General features: G+C 33.6%; 16 protein-coding genes and 1 tRNA gene. 6 read left to right on the top strand and 11 right to left on the bottom strand.

Going from position 1 to position 16,829, the window contains the following annotated elements; translation table 11 throughout:
* The first annotated feature begins 22 nt into the window (after window positions 1-22).
* On the top strand, window positions 23-286 hold the full coding sequence (locus F3J23_RS16965; protein WP_167031714.1) for a helix-turn-helix domain-containing protein: 264 nt from the start codon (window positions 23-25) through the stop codon (window positions 284-286).
* A 141-nt stretch (window positions 287-427) separates the two neighbouring features.
* Here the strand turns inward: F3J23_RS16965 and F3J23_RS16960 are convergent, their stop codons facing one another.
* The 11 genes from F3J23_RS16960 to mce form a co-directional block, all read right to left on the bottom strand.
* A complete protein-coding gene (locus F3J23_RS16960) occupies window positions 428-1,063 on the bottom strand; it encodes a hypothetical protein (protein WP_167031711.1) in 636 nt (211 codons plus the stop codon).
* A 923-nt stretch (window positions 1,064-1,986) separates the two neighbouring features.
* Window positions 1,987-2,652 (bottom strand): EndoU domain-containing protein, encoded by a 666-nt coding sequence (locus F3J23_RS16955; protein ID WP_167031710.1) that lies wholly within the window; start codon window positions 2,650-2,652, stop codon window positions 1,987-1,989.
* A 93-nt stretch (window positions 2,653-2,745) separates the two neighbouring features.
* A complete protein-coding gene (locus F3J23_RS16950; RefSeq protein ID WP_167031707.1) occupies window positions 2,746-3,993 on the bottom strand; it encodes a site-specific integrase in 1,248 nt (415 codons plus the stop codon).
* 108 nt (window positions 3,994-4,101) lie between these two features.
* Entirely contained in the window at window positions 4,102-5,007 is a 906-nt protein-coding gene (locus tag F3J23_RS16945; RefSeq protein ID WP_167031705.1) for a hypothetical protein, read from the bottom strand.
* Between the two features lie 26 nt (window positions 5,008-5,033).
* Window positions 5,034-6,314: a DNA polymerase gene (locus F3J23_RS16940; protein ID WP_167031703.1), complete on the bottom strand. Its 1,281-nt coding sequence runs from the start codon at window positions 6,312-6,314 to the stop codon at window positions 5,034-5,036.
* Window position 6,315: 1 nt separating this feature from the next.
* Window positions 6,316-6,828 (bottom strand): ribonuclease H-like domain-containing protein, encoded by a 513-nt coding sequence (locus tag F3J23_RS16935; protein ID WP_167031701.1) that lies wholly within the window; start codon window positions 6,826-6,828, stop codon window positions 6,316-6,318.
* A 17-nt stretch (window positions 6,829-6,845) separates the two neighbouring features.
* On the bottom strand, window positions 6,846-8,408 hold the full coding sequence (locus tag F3J23_RS16930) for a primase-helicase family protein (protein ID WP_167031699.1): 1,563 nt from the start codon (window positions 8,406-8,408) through the stop codon (window positions 6,846-6,848).
* Window positions 8,409-8,417: 9 nt separating this feature from the next.
* Window positions 8,418-8,714, bottom strand: coding sequence for a helix-turn-helix transcriptional regulator (locus tag F3J23_RS16925; protein ID WP_167031696.1), 297 nt, complete (start codon window positions 8,712-8,714; stop codon window positions 8,418-8,420).
* A gap of 88 nt (window positions 8,715-8,802) precedes the next feature.
* Window positions 8,803-9,726: a hypothetical protein gene (locus tag F3J23_RS16920; RefSeq protein WP_167031693.1), complete on the bottom strand. Its 924-nt coding sequence runs from the start codon at window positions 9,724-9,726 to the stop codon at window positions 8,803-8,805.
* A gap of 307 nt (window positions 9,727-10,033) precedes the next feature.
* Window positions 10,034-10,107 (bottom strand) — tRNA-Ile (locus tag F3J23_RS16915).
* A 62-nt stretch (window positions 10,108-10,169) separates the two neighbouring features.
* Entirely contained in the window at window positions 10,170-10,568 is a 399-nt protein-coding gene (gene mce / locus F3J23_RS16910) for a methylmalonyl-CoA epimerase (RefSeq protein WP_137905486.1), read from the bottom strand.
* A 94-nt stretch (window positions 10,569-10,662) separates the two neighbouring features.
* Here mce and rbfA point away from each other — a divergent pair, with 94 nt between their 5' ends.
* From rbfA to F3J23_RS16885, 5 genes are all read left to right on the top strand, one after another.
* On the top strand, window positions 10,663-11,022 hold the full coding sequence (rbfA, locus tag F3J23_RS16905) for a 30S ribosome-binding factor RbfA (protein WP_101240817.1): 360 nt from the start codon (window positions 10,663-10,665) through the stop codon (window positions 11,020-11,022).
* A gap of 3 nt (window positions 11,023-11,025) precedes the next feature.
* Entirely contained in the window at window positions 11,026-12,231 is a 1,206-nt protein-coding gene (locus F3J23_RS16900; protein ID WP_167031691.1) for an ABC transporter permease, read from the top strand.
* Between the two features lie 79 nt (window positions 12,232-12,310).
* Window positions 12,311-14,092 (top strand): endonuclease, encoded by a 1,782-nt coding sequence (locus tag F3J23_RS16895; protein ID WP_167031688.1) that lies wholly within the window; start codon window positions 12,311-12,313, stop codon window positions 14,090-14,092.
* Window positions 14,093-14,155: 63 nt separating this feature from the next.
* Complete coding sequence (locus F3J23_RS16890; RefSeq protein ID WP_167031685.1) at window positions 14,156-14,893, top strand: shikimate dehydrogenase family protein; 738 nt, start codon at window positions 14,156-14,158, stop codon at window positions 14,891-14,893.
* A gap of 74 nt (window positions 14,894-14,967) precedes the next feature.
* Entirely contained in the window at window positions 14,968-16,770 is a 1,803-nt protein-coding gene (locus F3J23_RS16885; protein ID WP_185156473.1) for a DUF349 domain-containing protein, read from the top strand.
* Window positions 16,771-16,829 lie beyond the last annotated feature (59 nt).

Below are 16,829 nucleotides of genomic sequence, written 5' to 3'. Positions count from 1 at the left end.
CTCTTTGCTCTAAATGTATAGAATGGAAGAGAATTCGCTTTTAGAGCCTATTGAACAATATGTTATTGATGTAGTTAGAAAAATGAGATTAAAAAAAAAGATTTCTCAGAAAGAACTTGCTTATTCTTTGGATTTATCCATAGGATTTATTGGAGATGTGGAAAGCTATAAATCAAGAGCAAAGTATAATCTTTCTCATATTAACAGGCTTGCAGAAATATTTGAATGTTCACCAAAAGATTTTCTTCCTGAACAATATTTTGAAAATAAAGCCGGACAAAAATAATCTAGCTATATTCTCTATTCAAAAATCACTTATTATTTCAGTTTGGATATTTGATGCCAAAAGTAATTTTAAGATGATCTATTTAGATAAAAATTGTGTTATATAAAATATACTTCAAAGCACCAGTTTCGCACTTCAATTTTACTTATCATCAAAGCGATAGGTAATGATTCTTCTTTGATGAGAACAATATCCACTTATAATCACATAGTCCTCAAATAAATCCTTTTCATATAGAGATTTCGTCCAATTCGATACACTTTCAACACTTACACTGAGGCGGTTTGCCGTATACTCTCTTGAAGCAAAATACTCTTTTTCTCCTTTACTAATTGAATTATACTCTCCCCACAGAAGCTTTTCTCCTGTTTTTAAAGCTGTGTTAGAGTAAATTTCAAAAGGAATTTTGATATTTCTTCGGTACCTATTCTCAATATTTCCGTGATTTTCTTCTGATTTTTCAGCACTTTTATAGTGGTCCGTCAGGAAATATTTTCTTCCCTGTCTTATTAAATAGTTCATTTCAACAAGCTTTTTTCTGCAATTTCCAACAATATTGGGGTGTATGCTGAACAGTTCTGCTACATTTTTATTTGTTAATTGGTTAAATCCAAGTTTACTTTTGAAAGAGAAATCTAATCCCAACAAAAGTTTTTCATTAAGTGATAACTCCGAATTCGATAGAATCTCAAAAGGAACTTCTACCGTTAATTTATTCATCTTATCCTCAATAAAAGGATCTATTAACTCATTATCTTTCCTGATATATTTTTTCATTGCACTGCTCTCTAATTTTACTACTACTATTTTTAGGACTGCTCCTTAGTTTTTCTCCTCGTATTTCATCTCTTTTACATCCTACTACGGGCTACGAAAAGTAGTCAACTACTTTATGTTCTCTTTTTATTTTGTACTACTCGGTTTCTCTGTTGGAATCACGGGGGATCATTAGCTCCTCCAAGATAAAATGACTACCAAGACTATATTTTCAGGGAGTAACAGTACGGCTTTATCACCAATTTTGCATTTCAATCCACCTAATATTGCATTTTAATTTAACCATTTTTGCATTTCAATATCATCAAATTTACATTTCATTATTACCAAAAATGCATTTCAAAATCACCAATCTTGCACTTATATTTAAGTATATAATTAAAGACTTTAATTAAGAACTTTAATTAAAGAGATAACCTGAAGCGGTAAACCGCTTCGCTTTCTTTTTCAAAAGAACGCTCATCAATCATCATTTAATAATCCTTTGAAGTTGAAATAGTAATTCTTCTTGATTCATTATAAATCAATGAAAAATTTAAAAAATAAAAATATTATGAACGATTTTAAGGAATGTTCTCCAATTGGAAATTTTCAATTGGGAATCTATATCAACTTAAGTCATTAATCAAGTAGAACATCTCCGAAAACATTTACTACAAAGAAAATTTCATGATTTATTGCTTCGATTTTTAAACACATAGGATTACTGCTAATTCCTGTTGTATCATCAAAAATTATTGAGGGACTTCGCCATGTTAAATGCTAAAATGTTTGCAAACGATATTTAACAAGAGGTTATGTCGTATTTCTTTCTAAGTGTAATGTTTACATTAATTAATGATAAACAAATAAACCCACGTTTCTTTGAGTGCCTTCCTCTGTAATAAAAAGACACTGAAAGAAACTATATTCAACAACTTTCATTAATCTAATAATGGATAAATAGTTATGATCTCGGATTCTTTTATAATCAATTTAACTTTAATATGATCTCTAGTTTCTGATAAATATATATTTCCATCTTGATGAATCTTATTCTCATAAGCATAATTTAGTTCCGAAAATAGCTTTTCTAGAGTCCAATCATCAGGAAAAAAATGGGTTGGCTCACTCTTTTCAATCCATTCATCAATGTTACTATCATATTTACTTATTCTAGCACAATAAACTCCGGTTACCTCATTCTTGTCTAAAACCTCTAATATTCTTATTCTATCAGGATTAAAAAAATGTACTCCTTTAACTTCCTTCTTATATATCTTTCCAACATTTATATGATGGAATGCCTTAATAAAAGTCAATTCATAGGATTTTTCAAAAGGAATCTTAACAAAGTTTGCAATCTCCTTAATATTTTTATTTGCCAATACACGCTCTTTATGCTTTTGTAATTTTATTTTGGAAAAAATAATAGATCTTTTCTTCAAATCTATTATTGAATCAAATGGTCCTTCTCCTTCATCACTGTCTGTAAATTGGGGAATCATTTCAAAATCTTTCCTCAGCTTACGAATTTGTGGTAGTTCGCTTTTTTTCAAAGATTCACTATCAACACCATTAACGAAAATATAATAGTAATACTCTTGCATAATTATATGAAATTTTACATTTATCAAAAATAACTATTTAACAATTAAAAACCTGCTAAAAAGCAGGTTTCAAATCATATCTAGTAAATTAAACTATGCCGATTTATCAAAATATTCTTTCAGCAGTTCAGCGTTTTCATCCTGCGATATTTTTATATAGCTGTTAAATGCTTTTTCAGTCCTATGTCCTGTTATATTCATAATTACCCGAGTAGGAACACCCCTTTTAAACATATTGGTGGCAAATGATCTCCTAGCAGTATGAGTGCAAATCATCTGATATTTTAAGAGATTGTCTTCGATCCTTTCTTTACCTTTATTTCTAATTTTTAGAATCTTATCATTTATTTTTGCCATTTCCCCTAAATCTTTCAGATTCCTATTCATTGTCTGATTAGATACGGACTTCGGAAGATTATTCGGATTATCTTTGTACTTATCCATGATCTCCCTCACTGCTGGAAGAATCGGAATATTCACCCATTCACTCGTCTTGATTGTTTTGATCCTGAGAATATCACCAACAATATGCTCTTGCTTCACTTGGCTGAAATCACTAAACCTCAACCCTGTATAACAGCCAAATACAAATAAGTCTCTTGTTCTTTCCATTGTTTTATCATTACTTAAATCTAATTTTAAAAGTTTTGAAATCTCATCTTCACTGAGGTAAATATTGTTAACATCTTCTCTTACGGTCTTAAAATTTTTGTGTTGATAGCCTGTAAAAGTATTATAGCCGTCCTCAGTTGCCGAGTTTATTATTGCTTTAAGGTTTTTGATGATTTTCCCGAAGCCGTTATTTGTCAAGCCTTCAATTCCTGTATAAAAATCCATGAAGTCATAATAGAAATCAATATCAAAGCTCATCCAGTCTAGCTTATTTCTACTATACTCTTGGTAATCTTCAAGCTTGTTCAAGGCAGTACGATAGCTTTTTATTGTACTTGTCGTAAGGCGATTTTTACCATTTTCTAAGTATTTTTCAGCATATTCAAAGAAAGTATACTGCTTCTTTTTCTCCGTTCCATTCTTATTAGAATTGTAGATAGATTTCACGTAATCTGTGGTCGGATCATCTCCTTTTATCAGCATTTCATTAACAATATCTTCTACTTTCTGAAGAATCCCCTTAATGTAAATATTAAACCTATCAGAACCAGGATAACTTCTCTTTACCATTTGTGTTCTTTCATCCCAATATTTTTCATCAATATTCTTATGAGTTGAAAAATGAGTTGTTTTCTTTTTATGAGTATACCTCAGCATCAGAAGGGATTCAGGACTTTTCTTTTTCTTCTGATAATCAAGCTTACTCAGGATAAATTTAAATGTTGCCATTATTTTAATTTTTTAGATTGCGAACTGTGAATCTTGCGACATAGTTTTGTTGTAGTAACTTTAGCCCTAAATCTTAATATGCTACAACGGTTAGGGCTAAAATTATTATTAGAATGGTAAAAAGTCATATTCCTCTTCCAAGTTCTGAATTGCTTTTCTTCTCTTGCTTTTTTGGGAAGAAGACAAAGGGCTCTCATCAATTACATCCATTAGTTGCTTAAATATTGATATATTTTCAGGATGATGATTCTCAATATTTTTCAATGCTGTATAAATAATATTTATCAAATCATACTTTACGGGTTCTACTTTTTTCTCGTAAGGTAGAACCAATTGATTTTTTAATTTAGTAAGCATTCTCTTAAGTTGAACTAAAGCTGAATTTTGAGCTGGTTCTACAAGTAGAGTTTCGAACAGCAATTTACTTTTGAAAATTATCTCAGGTTTTTTCACTTTTATTTCATATTTGATAATATGTTCGTTAATAAAACGTTCAGCAGTGTAAGTTCTTTTTTGCTTCGCATTTTCAACAGCATCATATATTTTGAAGCAAATACCTTGTTTTTTATCTTCAAACATCTTCATATAGGATTTTGAATAAATAAGATCATGATTATGCATCCTCAAAATTTTCTTCAGAAATTCTTCAGTACTTATTTCTGAGTTACAGTACCCTCCGTACTCAAGTTCAATGACTTCTGATTTTCTAATATCTATCCCGAGAATCTTTTTAATGATAACATTAAAATCCTGCAATTCTTCATTTTCTACTGTATGGTAATTATGTCCGAATAAAAAATATGGAATGCTGAGGTTAATCAGAACCTCTCCAGAGCTCTTAACATAAAGAGAGAAGTTTTTGTAATTTGGATTAACTTTCTCAATTAATGTATACTGGTTACGTAAAGTAGGATGATCAATAAGATTATCCCAGTTCAAATTTAATGCTTCTTGTCCATCTACCTTTATAGATATAAAGTCTACCTGCGTTTTGTATAAATTATTGTGGTTCATGATATTTTATTTAATTGTTAATATTATTAATGGGCAACTGCCCAATTAGCCCCTTTACCAAGCTCTATTGTAAGAGGTATAGAAAGTTTTACGACATTCTCCATCTCATATTTTATAAGTTTTTCTACGATTTCCACTTCATTTTCGGGAACTTCGAACAGCAACTCATCATGAATTTGAAGGATCATTTTAGACTTCAAACCTTTCTCTGCAATGGCTTTATCACAGTTCACCATTGCCATTTTAATAATATCGGCTGCACTTCCCTGTACAGAAGAGTTCATTGCAAGGCGTTTCCCTTTTTCACGAATTGCCATATCGTTAGAAGCGAGCTGAGGAATTGGTCTGGTTCTTCCGAATAGAGTTCTGGAATAACCATGATGATCTGCATAATCTACTAATCCTTCCAAGCAGGATTTTACCCCTTTAAACTGAGCAAAATAATCTGACATCATTTTTTCAGCATCTTCCTTAGAATGATGTTTCTTTGTAATTGCTGTAAGAGATTCCGCTAAACCTACCGCTGACATTCCGTAGATTAGTCCAAAGTTGATTGTTTTGGCAATTTTCCTTTGTTCCTCCGTTACTTCTGAAATTTTACTGCAATTGAACACTTTAGAAGCGGTCAATCTGTGAATATCTATATCATTATTATAGGCTTTCAATAAATATTCATCTTGACTCATTTCTGCCATTACCCTCAGCTCGATCTGTGAGTAATCCGCACCAATCAGCACACATCCTTTTTCAGCAATAAAAACCTCTCTGAACTTGGAAGCGATAATTTTAAGTTCATCAATTTCGTTGTCTTTGTCCTTTAATTTTACATTAGGAATATTCTGTAAATTCGGATTACTACAGCTAAATCGTCCTGTTGCCGTTCCTATCTGATTTAAGTTACAATGAAGCCTCTTTGTTTTTGGGTGAGCTTCTTTCAATTGATTACAGAAACTTAACAAAGTGTTGATTTTCCTGTAATCCAAGATGAGGGATATTATTTCGTGGTCGTCTTTAAGTTTTGCCAAGTGCGATTTATCAACAGAAATCAATCCTGATTTACCTTTGGAAGTAACTTTCGGTTGAAGTTCCAACGTTTCAAAAAGGAGAGTACTCAGCTGTTCATTGCTATTAAGGTTGATTTCCGTTCCTGCAACCTCCATTATTTTTTCGGTGGTCGTATGTAGTCGGTTCAATAGCTGATGTTCTACACCGTTTAATTTTTTGATGTCTATTTTTACACCATTGAGTTCGATTTTAACGAGAACATTAATTAATTGATGTTCTAATGTATTGATTGCTATATCCATTTTAGTTGTGATTTAATTGTTGATTTAAATAATGATACAATTGCAGGGTTAGGTCTGCATCTTCACAGGCATATTTCGTCAGCTCTTCTTTCGGAACCTCAGTAATATCCCTGCCTTTCCTCATTTCTTCAAAGAAAATCTGATGATAATGGAGGCGGAACTCTGAAATTTCCTTTAATCCGTGGGTTTTACGATTGGGATCCAAGAAATAATCTAAAATCATCGTATCCCTGATTTCACCTTTAATTTCAATCCCGTACTGATGAAAAAATTTTAAATCAAACTTCGCGTTATGAAAGACTTTTGTAATCGTTTCATCTTCGAGTATCGGTAAAATTGGTTGTAAGAATTCTTTAGCTTTGGCTTTATTTTTATAAAAAGGGAGAACAATGTTAAATCCCTTTCCTTTTTCACCAGATATAGCAACACTCACTATATGGTGTGTAAATGGGTCTAATCCTGTAGTCTCCAAGTCTATGACAAGGATCTTTTGTTTTATTATTACTTTTGCCATTGTTTAAATTTTAATTGTTAATTTTTGGTGCTATTATCAGTACTGAAAAATTTCTGTAAATGATTGACTAATCGTGTCATTTTATTAGGAGTATCAACGGTTTTGTAGTCAGTCTTAACATCATTGATCGTTAAAAGCAACTGTTCATCAGGCTTTGCGGTAATGATTTCAACAAATACCTTAGTATTACTCGGAGTTTCTACATAGCCTATACCTTTATATTCCAGATATTTTTTAAGCCTTATGGTAAATCCTCTCAAACTCAGCTGATACCGTGATCCTATTGATTCTTTCCTGAATTCAGCAAATAATTCTTTTTTATGAAGCTTGGTTTTGGTCAGTAATATCTGATCTAAAAATTCCATCAGTTCCAGTCCAACCTCGCTAATAAGTTTTCTTAACTCTAAGTTGATAGGAGGCGCTTTTATCAAACCTTTTTCAAGGTACAGCTTAACGCAGTGTAGCATATAGTGGTCAAACCCTAACCATTGATTCTCGTTCCACTCATCAAAGAAGTGATGTCCGAAGTCATCGTAAACTGTTAAATCTTTTCCGTAGTGAGTTGACAGTTCAATTTCATGTTTCCTCCTTTCTGTACTGTTTCCTGACGGAGATTTTACATAGTAGTTGCTTGTGATAATCATTTTCGGACCATACGCAAATGCGATAAAAATATCATGCTTGTACTTCCTGCTTATGGTAAACCCGTCTGTTATTCTGCCAAAGAATCCCTCAAAATTTTGATTTTTTTTAATATCATTAATGGCTACAATACTGGTGAAAGGCGTTACCCTTTGGAATGCAAAACCGGAACTGCTGGAAAAATCTTTTCCTGAAATATTGCACAGAAACCTCATATAGCTTAAGCCTCTTACCAACAAGGATTTTCCTGTTCCTCCCTCTATCAGTCCGATCTCATTAACAATACTATCAAGCAGTATCACCGCCTTTGCCAGTGCAGGATTTTGGAATGTATGAAGCATATAGCCAATCATTACCTCGAATGAAAGAATTCTCTCTTCTATATTTCCCGCAACGTTGTGTATAAACGCTCTAAATGGAATAAACTCTTCCAAACAAGGCTCATTATAACTAAAACCCCTCTGAATGATCTGATCGTAAAAAACATGATGTTCTAAATCCTCATAATCTACAGTTTCGAGAGTTTTTGCCTGTACTTTTACCACTGTATTTTGGTAGCAGAAATAGCTTATTTCCTGTGTATCCCTTAGTGGTTTAAGCTCTTCATATCGCAAAAACGATAATGTTGCATCTTCTGAAATCGGCCGTGCTTTATTGATCCAAGCATTTTTGATTTCATATTTGGTTACTCCGTACTCGAGTTCTGATTCCTGATCAAAATTCTCGTCAAGATATTCGAGTGCTGTCTGTATGATGTCCGATTTACTGACGATCCCTACAATATTATTCTGTATTCTGACAAGATGCTCAACTTCAAAGATTTTAGTTCTTCTGAATCCCAAATCTTCGGCATAACCTATATATCCGTAAGTATCAAACCTCACCTTACCTTTATCAGTAACCTCAAACGGAATTTCTATTTTTCCTTTGTTTCCCATTTTATTTCTTTACTTTTTGGGGTTAGACTTTAAAAATTCCTCCACCTCAGAAAGCTTATACCGAACATTCTTACCGATCGCATAAGAAGGGAAATTGGAATTAGCTTTCTTAAAGTTGTGGAAGTGTGAAATTGAGATCTGAAGATGTTCGCACAACTGTTTATCTGTTAAAAATTTCTCTGAACCTGTTGGCACTCCTGCAGCTATGCCTTGCTCCGTCAGCAGAGATAGTACTCTCCCTGCTATCCGAATCTCCAGTTCCGAAAAGACTTTTATCAAATGGTATGTTAGTGCGTTGTTATCCATGCTTTGTCTCAACTTGACAAAGCAAAATTATAAGGAACAATAAGGGAATTTAAGAACGCGTAAATTCTTATATGGATAGATTTAAATTTTACGCTTTTTTGAGATTTTTAATTCGTGTTGTAAGAAAATGGTCTAGTGATAAAGAAGGATTTGTGATAAGAGATTTGCCATAAGCGTTTCTAATATGAGGGAAAGCGTTGTATAATGCTTTCATAAAATGTATTCGAGTAACTTTAGTATACCGTAATTTTTTAGGAATAAATCTCTTTCGTACAGCTGTTGCATTGGCTAATCTCTCTTCAATTTTGGAATTAATTTTATCAATATACTTTGCCTTCATACGTTCTAGAATATCCTTTTTATATTGATTAGTAATAATTTTGAAAGCTTGTTCTAATAAAGATTTCTGATCTACTCTTAGATACAGTAATTTTAATTCAGTAATATTTCCAGTAAATTCGAAAGTATTAAAGTACAGTTTTTCTATGGAGCCTGAATCTAAAGAATCTTTTAATGTTTTAAAGAAAAAATTTTTAAAATTCTCTCGATGTTCGTGACTTACATACAACGGTATTTTCTGATATGTTCTAAAGTCTCCGTTATCTTCTTCGAAAATCGGAATTGTTTTTTCAATAATATACTTATTCTCATCATCTATTGTTTGTTTTAAATTTAAAAATTCTTTTTCAACTATCTTTAACTTCTGGTCGTTAGTAATCTTTCTGAGAGATTTGGCATTGTTATCTATCAGTGTTAAATAGTCAACGGTAACATCAATCCCATTGTTAGAGGCAATGTTATTAATCCATTGATTTAAGAAGCTATCATTATTATCCGAAAAATACTCAGATGCATACAAGTATAAAAAATATCTCTCTTGAAAAGTAAATTTCTCCATGTTATCTTTAAAGTATTGAGGATTTAGGCTTTCCTCCTCCAAAAAGTAATCTAAAAATGTAAAAATTTTGATAACTGATTTAATAGATATTTGAGATAACTGATGTTTAGACATATAAACAAGACTTTTAGAAGGAACTAATATAAAAATATTCGAGGATATATAAAGATTTTGGAAGATTGACGAAAATGGAAATTTTCTCAATCTCTTTAGGTAAAGGCAATACAGATATAAAATAGGAAAATAACTTCTGTAGTTTTATAATCACAAAATCATTTTAATTTTTATTTTAAAATAGAACTACATCCTTGCGAAGTCAATCCAGCAAGGCTTTTCCGAGGAAGTTTAAGCGTATATTTCAGCGTTGTAATTTTTAGAAATAAAAAAGCCCCATAAATAGGGGCTTGTCGAGTTTTTGTAGTGGTCCCACCTGGGCTCGAACCAGGGACCACCTGATTATGAGTCAGGTGCTCTAACCAACTGAGCTATAGGACCTCAAAACTTGGTTAAATTTTGTGTTTGCAAAAATAGTAAAATTTCTTTCACTACAAAATTTTTTATTGCTTTTCTTGGCAAAGTTCTACCAGCACACCATTTGTAGACTTGGGATGCAGGAATACAACTAATTTGTTATCAGCACCTTCTTTCGGTTCTTCGGAGATAAATTGAAATCCTTCTTTTTTCAATCTTTTCACTTCCTCAAGGATATTTTCCACTCCAAATGCCAGATGATGGATACCTTCACCCTTTTTATCAATAAATTTTGATATCGGACTTTCAGGATTACTGGCCTCCAATAATTCAATCTTACTTTCACCGGTTTCATAAAAAGAAGTTACCACTCCTTCCCTTTCCACAGTTTCTTTCTTGTAAGATTCCTTCCCTAATAGTTTAGTAAAAAGCTCATCAGAAACGCCTAAAGATTTTACGGCAATACCGATATGTTCTAGTTTCATAGAATACTAATAATTATAATTAAATCGTAAATTTGATACTGCACCTTAATTTCAAAGTATCAATTCAAACAAAAGTACTAAATTTGCAGAAATTATGGAAAGTAACAGACAAAGAAAAGTAGCACAGATTATTCAGGAAGACTTCGCAGAGCTTTTCCGCAAACAGGCTGCTGACAGTAAACAAAGTATTTTAGTCTCAGTTTCTGATGTAAAGGTAACTGCAGATTTGGGTATTGCCAAAATCTATTTAAGCATATTTCCACAGGAATTCCGTACTGCTGTCATGAAAGAGATTGAAGAAAACAAGCCTCAGTACAGAAATTTCATTGGTCAGAAAATGGCTAAACAGGTTCGTATTATTCCACAGCTTAATTTTTACCTTGATACTGCTCTTGATGATGTTGAAAAACTTGAAAGAGAATTAAGAGGAGAAGGCGACAATCCTGTTTTATAGATCTTGAAGAATATTGCATTTTACATAGCATCCAGATACCTTTTGGCTAAGAAAGGCAGTACTGCTGTTACGTTTATCACGTGGCTGGCTGTGGGTGCCATGACGGTTGCTGTGGCTGCAATGTTCGTCATTATTTCTGTCTTTTCAGGTCTTGAAGATCTGAACAAAGACCTTATTTCCAACCTTCATGCTGATCTTACTTTAAAAAGTGCTTCCGGAAAAACCATTAAAAACCTGGAGACAGTTAATACGGTTTTACGAAACAACAAGGAGATCAGTAGTTTTTCTCGCGTTATTGAAGAAAAAGTATACATCAGTTTCAACGGAAAGGGTGACATTGCTTACTTAAGAGGTGTTGATTCTGCTTATATCAAAGTTAATCCGATTAATAAAGAAGTATTTTACGGGACATATCCAGGTTTCAAGTATTCTAATGAGGTATTAATGGAAAACAGTCTGGATAACAGACTTTCAATTCCGGTGGATTCTTCCAATCATTATGCAACGGTTTTCATGCCTAAACCGGGAACCGGAATTATTAATAAAGAAGAAGACATCTATAATAAAAGAGATATTTTGGTAACCGGTGTCTTCCCTGGAAAAGACCAGCTGGACAATTACATTATTTCTCCTATTGAGCTTACGGAAGAATTACTAAGCCTTCCAAAAAAATCAGCATATCAGATTGTTATTAAACTAAAAAACCCGGAAAATGCAGATGCAGTAAAGCAAAGTCTGCTTACTTCTTTAGGAAAAAATATTGAGATCAAAACCAAGGAAGAGGAAAATGCGGCTTTCTGGAAAATGATTAATACAGAAAAACTTTTTATTTATCTGATCTTTGCCCTGGTGATCTTCATTACAACCTTTAATCTTGCCGGTGCTATTATTATTCTTCAGCTTGATAAAAAGGAGCAGGCAAAATCTCTTATATCTTTAGGCTTTCCTTTAAGCCATTTAAGAATGACTTATTTCTACACAGGAATTCTTATTGTAGTATCGGGAGTTATCACCGGATTAATTCTTGGAACAGCACTTTGTTACTTCCAGCTTTATACGGAGTTCTTCAGAGCTAACGAGGTACTTCCATTTCCCGTAAAGATCGTAGGGAAAAATTATCTTATCGTAGCACTTACCGCTTCCATCTTTGGATTTGCCATCTCGTGGTTCTTCTCCAAAATCAGCAAAGAATATATTACTAAAAACTAATGTATTAAGTTTATATATTACATCAAATTAATATACTTCATTTTCATTTTTTTGTACCTTTACGCCCCAATTTAAAAAAATGAAACGAATTCTATCTTTTTTAGCACTGAGTTTTGCATTTCTTACAGCATTTGCACAAGCTCCAGCCAACTATTACAACGGCACTGCCGGATTAACAGGGGCTGCTCTTAAAACCAAATTAAGCCAAATCATTTATATTACAAATTACATCGGGTACGGTGGTCTGTGGAATGCTTACTACACTACAGACAGAGATCTTTATTATGAAGGAGATAATACAGTACTTGATATTTACTCTGAAAACCCAACGGGTCCAGACCCATACAACTTTACAATGGGAACCAACCAATGCGGGCAAAACGGACCTGAAGGAACCTGCTACAACAGAGAACATATCGTTCCTCAAAGTTTATTCGGTTCTCAGAATCCAATGTATTCTGATATTCACTTTATCCGACCTACTGACAGTAAGGTAAATGGGATGAGATCCAACTATCCTTTCGGGAAGGTAAGCACACCGTCTTATACATCATTAAACGGCTCAAAACTTGGAGCGAGTGCTTCACCCGGATATACTTCTACGGTATTTGAACCAATTGATGAGTTCAAAGGAGATGTTGCAAGAATGATTTTTTATTTTGTAACAAGATATGAATCTCAGCTTTCGACGTTTTCATCTGGCGGAATGCTAGGAAACACGGCATATCCGGGACTTCAGACATGGGAAAGAGATCAGTTGCTTGCCTGGCATTTACAAGATCCGGTATCTCCTACTGAGATTGCCAGAAATAATGCAAGTTATACTGTACAGGGTAACAGAAACCCATTCATTGATCACCCGGAATTTGCAAGTCAGATCTGGGGGAATCCTGTTATTGATACAGAAGCACCTACAATTCCTACCAACCTGGTAGCTAACAATCCTACATCAAGTTCTGTTGCAGTAAGCTGGACCGCTTCAACGGACAATATCGGTGTAGTTGCTTATGAGGTTTATGCAAACGGTGTACTTAAAACCACCGTATCCGGAACATCTACAACAGTTACAGGATTATCTCCACTTACTCAGTACACATTCTATGTAATTGCTAAGGATGCTGCCGGAAACTCTTCTCCACAAAGTGCTACTGCTACACAAACTACTCTTGACGGACCTGCAGGAAGCGGAAGCTGTGGAACTGAAGACTTCAGCACTATGCTAGACGGTTCATCCAGCCCATCTTCATATGCTACAAGAACATGGACGAACAACAATATAACATGGACAGCAACGTTAGCAAGAACAGACGAAACCATCAATGGTAAAGCAGTTTGTACTAACAAAGGTACTTTAACAAGTTCTCTTATTTCCGGAGGTGTTCAGACTTTAACACTAACAACTCAAAGAAAATACAGTGGAAATAATGGTAACTTAAACGTATATGTAAATGATGTTTTAGTAGGAACTATTCCATACAGTACTACGGTAACAACAACCCCAATTACTGTAGGCGTAGGAGGAGACGTAGTTATTAAAATCGTAAATCCAAACAGTGGTGACAGAGTTGCCATGGATGATTTAACCTGGACGTGTTTCAATACATTAGGAACTATTGAAAGTCAAAAAGATAAATCAGCTTTCACCATTTACCCTAATCCGGTAAGAAACAATGAATTATTTGTAAAAGGAGAAAACTTAGGCAAAATTTCAAAAGCGGATATCTATGATTTTTCAGGTAAACTTATTGAAACAATTGCTAATCCTTTCAAACATTCAAACAAGATAAATCTTAAAGGTTTAGTAAAAGGAACTTATATCCTGAAAACGGATAATTTCTCTACTAAATTTATTGTAGATTAATTATTAAAAAATATTTCAAATGAAAGGCCGGATTTCTCCGGTCTTTTTTTTACTTTTGATTATATGGATTCCAATAAAAAATTAGGATTGATAGGAAGAAATATTTCCTACTCTTTTTCTAAAAAATTCTTCGAAAATAAGTTCCAAAAGCTAATGCTGAAGGACTTTTCCTATGATATTTTTGATCTGAAAGAAATCAATGAAGTAGAAAATCTTTTTTCTTCTCCGGAACTGTTAGGATTCAATGTAACGATCCCCTACAAGGAAAAGATCATGGATTATCTTGATGAATTAAGTGATGAAGCGGAAAAAATAGGAGCAGTCAACTGCGTTCTTATTCAGAATGGAAAAAAAACAGGATACAATACGGATGCTTTCGGATTTGAGAAAACCCTTCTTCTCCATAAAAAGTCTTCACAGGACAAAGCGCTGATCCTTGGAAACGGAGGAGCTGCCAAAGCAGTAAAATATGTGCTGGATAAGCATAATATTCCTTCAGTAACCATCTCCAGAAATACGGAAATCAATTATGAAAACCTGGATAAAGAAACCGTTCAGGAGTATAAAATTATCATTCAGTGTACACCGGTAGGAACATTTCCTAATGTAAAAGACTGTCTGAATTTTCCTTTCGACGGACTTTCCGAAGAACACCTGGTTATCGATTTAATTTACAACCCAAATTACACCCAATTCATCATTAATGCTTCTGAAAAAGGAGCAAAAACAGTTAACGGTTATTATATGCTTGAACAGCAAGCAGAAAAAGCTTGGGAAATTTGGAATTTTCAAAAAAAATAACATAAATTAGTGCTTTAATTGGCCTTACAGCTATATTTAAAGGATATTAACGCCACTCACATAAAAGATTTGCTATGATTACAGAAAACAATCTTTCTGAAAACGAAGAAAAGAAAAATCCTAACGAAGTATCTCAGGAGGCATCAGAAAACACAGTATCTCATGATGTAAACCCGCATGAAGAAGATGCAGAGCACGTGGAAGAACATGAAGAGGTAGAAATCTCTCTGGCTGATGCTTTAAAGGAAATGGAAAAAATCATCAACACCCCCAATGCCGGTGAGAATTTCAAAAGATTCAACCAGCTTAAGGAGAAAGCAAGTCATTACATCCATGATGAAGTGGAGGATAAAAAACATGAATATATAGAAGCTGGAAACGCACCTGAAAATTTCAGTTACGAACACCCTTCTCAGGCTAAATATTCTGCTTTGGTAAATATCTTCAAGGAAAAACATGACCACTTCCAGAAAGGACAGGAAGAGGAACAGAAGAAAAATCTTGACCACCGCCAAAGTATTATTGAAAGACTTAAAAATCTATACACCAATTCTGAACCGGGAATCAATCTTTTCAAATCCATTCGTGAGATAAAAGAAGAATGGGCAAAAGCAGGGCAGGTGGCTAAATCGGAATTCAAAATACTGAATAACAATTATTTTCATCATTTGAACCAATTCTATCAGATGCTGGATCTTAACAAAGAATTTCTGGAGCAGGAATACAGCCACAACCTGGAAAAAAGAGAACACATCATTGCCCGGGCCAAAGAGCTGGAGAATGAGCCTGTGATTCAAAAAGCTTTAAATGAGCTTCAGTATCTTCATAAGCTTTGGAAAGAAGAAGCAGAACCTGTTGCAGAAGAATTCCGTGAAAAAACATGGGAAGAATTTAAAGAAATCTCCAATAAAATTCACGAAAGAAAATCTGAACTTTCTGCCTCTATTGAAAAAGAGCAAAGTGTGAATCTTGAGAAAAAAGAGCAAATCATTGCTGAAATCAAGAAGCTTTCTGAACCCGCTGAAACACCCAACCACAATTATTGGCAAAATGCCATTAAAAGAGTGGAAGATCTTCGTTCAGAGTTTTTAAAAACCGGAAGTGTACCTAGAAAACTATCCAACCAGAACTGGAATGATTTCAAAACCACACTTAGAGGTTTCAACACCACAAAAAACAATTATTATAAGTCTTTAAAAGGTTCTCAGCAGGCGAATCTGGAAGAAAAATTAAAGCTGATCCAGACTGCTCAGGATAATATGAACAATGAAGAATGGGATATTTCTGTTCCGTTATTCAAAAAGCTTCAGGAAGACTGGAAAAAGATCGGTCATGTTCCAAAGAGTATGACCAATAAAATATGGGATGAGTTTCGTGACGCATGTAATGGTTTCTTCAACAATTACAGAGAAAAAAGCAATACTTCTACTGACAACTGGAAAGAGAACTATAAAAATAAAAAAGTACTTCTTGACGAACTGAAAATGGTTTCCAACGAAGAAGGAAGCATTGAAAGAATTGAGCAGATCAAAACCTCATGGAATAATATTGGAAAAGTTCCAAGAGATAAAATTTCAATCAATACGGAATTCAACAAAACCTTAAGAGAAAAACTGAAGATCAACAAGATCAATGAGCTTGAACTGAAAGAAGAAGGCCTGTCTGAAAACCAACTTACGGATAAAGCGAGAAAGATCAAAAACCAAATTTCTGACCTTGAAGCTGAAATTGTGAAACTGGAAAACAATCTTTCTTTCTTCAACAAACCGTCAAGAGAAAACCCTCTTTTAAGAGACACTTACAATACCATTGATGAGAAGAAAGCTCACCTGGAAACATTAAAACAAAATCTCCACAGCATTATCAGCGGAGAATAATACATAACAAAATAAATAAAGGCGGAGCAAAGTAATTTGTCTTCGCTTTTTCTTTTTAC

It is taken from the genome of Chryseobacterium sp. Tr-659 (assembly GCF_011752975.1).
In the GTDB taxonomy this organism is placed as follows: domain Bacteria; phylum Bacteroidota; class Bacteroidia; order Flavobacteriales; family Weeksellaceae; genus Chryseobacterium.
This window is presented reverse-complemented; position numbering and strand designations above follow the sequence as displayed.

Bases quoted from the DNA above. Each gene is read 5' to 3' on its own strand.
- F3J23_RS16965 (WP_167031714.1), top strand. From the start codon at position 23: ATGGAAGAGAATTCGCTTTTAGAGCCTATTGAACAATATGTTATTGAT.
- F3J23_RS16960 (WP_167031711.1), bottom strand. From the start codon at position 1,063: ATGAAAAAATATATCAGGAAAGATAATGAGTTAATAGATCCTTTTATT.
- F3J23_RS16955 (WP_167031710.1), bottom strand. From the start codon at position 2,652: ATGCAAGAGTATTACTATTATATTTTCGTTAATGGTGTTGATAGTGAA.
- F3J23_RS16950 (WP_167031707.1), bottom strand. From the start codon at position 3,993: ATGGCAACATTTAAATTTATCCTGAGTAAGCTTGATTATCAGAAGAAA.
- F3J23_RS16945 (WP_167031705.1), bottom strand. From the start codon at position 5,007: ATGAACCACAATAATTTATACAAAACGCAGGTAGACTTTATATCTATA.
- F3J23_RS16940 (WP_167031703.1), bottom strand. From the start codon at position 6,314: ATGGATATAGCAATCAATACATTAGAACATCAATTAATTAATGTTCTC.
- F3J23_RS16935 (WP_167031701.1), bottom strand. From the start codon at position 6,828: ATGGCAAAAGTAATAATAAAACAAAAGATCCTTGTCATAGACTTGGAG.
- F3J23_RS16930 (WP_167031699.1), bottom strand. From the start codon at position 8,408: ATGGGAAACAAAGGAAAAATAGAAATTCCGTTTGAGGTTACTGATAAA.
- F3J23_RS16925 (WP_167031696.1), bottom strand. From the start codon at position 8,714: ATGGATAACAACGCACTAACATACCATTTGATAAAAGTCTTTTCGGAA.
- F3J23_RS16920 (WP_167031693.1), bottom strand. From the start codon at position 9,726: ATGTCTAAACATCAGTTATCTCAAATATCTATTAAATCAGTTATCAAA.
- mce (WP_137905486.1), bottom strand. From the start codon at position 10,568: ATGAAACTAGAACATATCGGTATTGCCGTAAAATCTTTAGGCGTTTCT.
- rbfA (WP_101240817.1), top strand. From the start codon at position 10,663: ATGGAAAGTAACAGACAAAGAAAAGTAGCACAGATTATTCAGGAAGAC.
- F3J23_RS16895 (WP_167031688.1), top strand. From the start codon at position 12,311: ATGAAACGAATTCTATCTTTTTTAGCACTGAGTTTTGCATTTCTTACA.
- F3J23_RS16890 (WP_167031685.1), top strand. From the start codon at position 14,156: ATGGATTCCAATAAAAAATTAGGATTGATAGGAAGAAATATTTCCTAC.
- F3J23_RS16885 (WP_185156473.1), top strand. From the start codon at position 14,968: ATGATTACAGAAAACAATCTTTCTGAAAACGAAGAAAAGAAAAATCCT.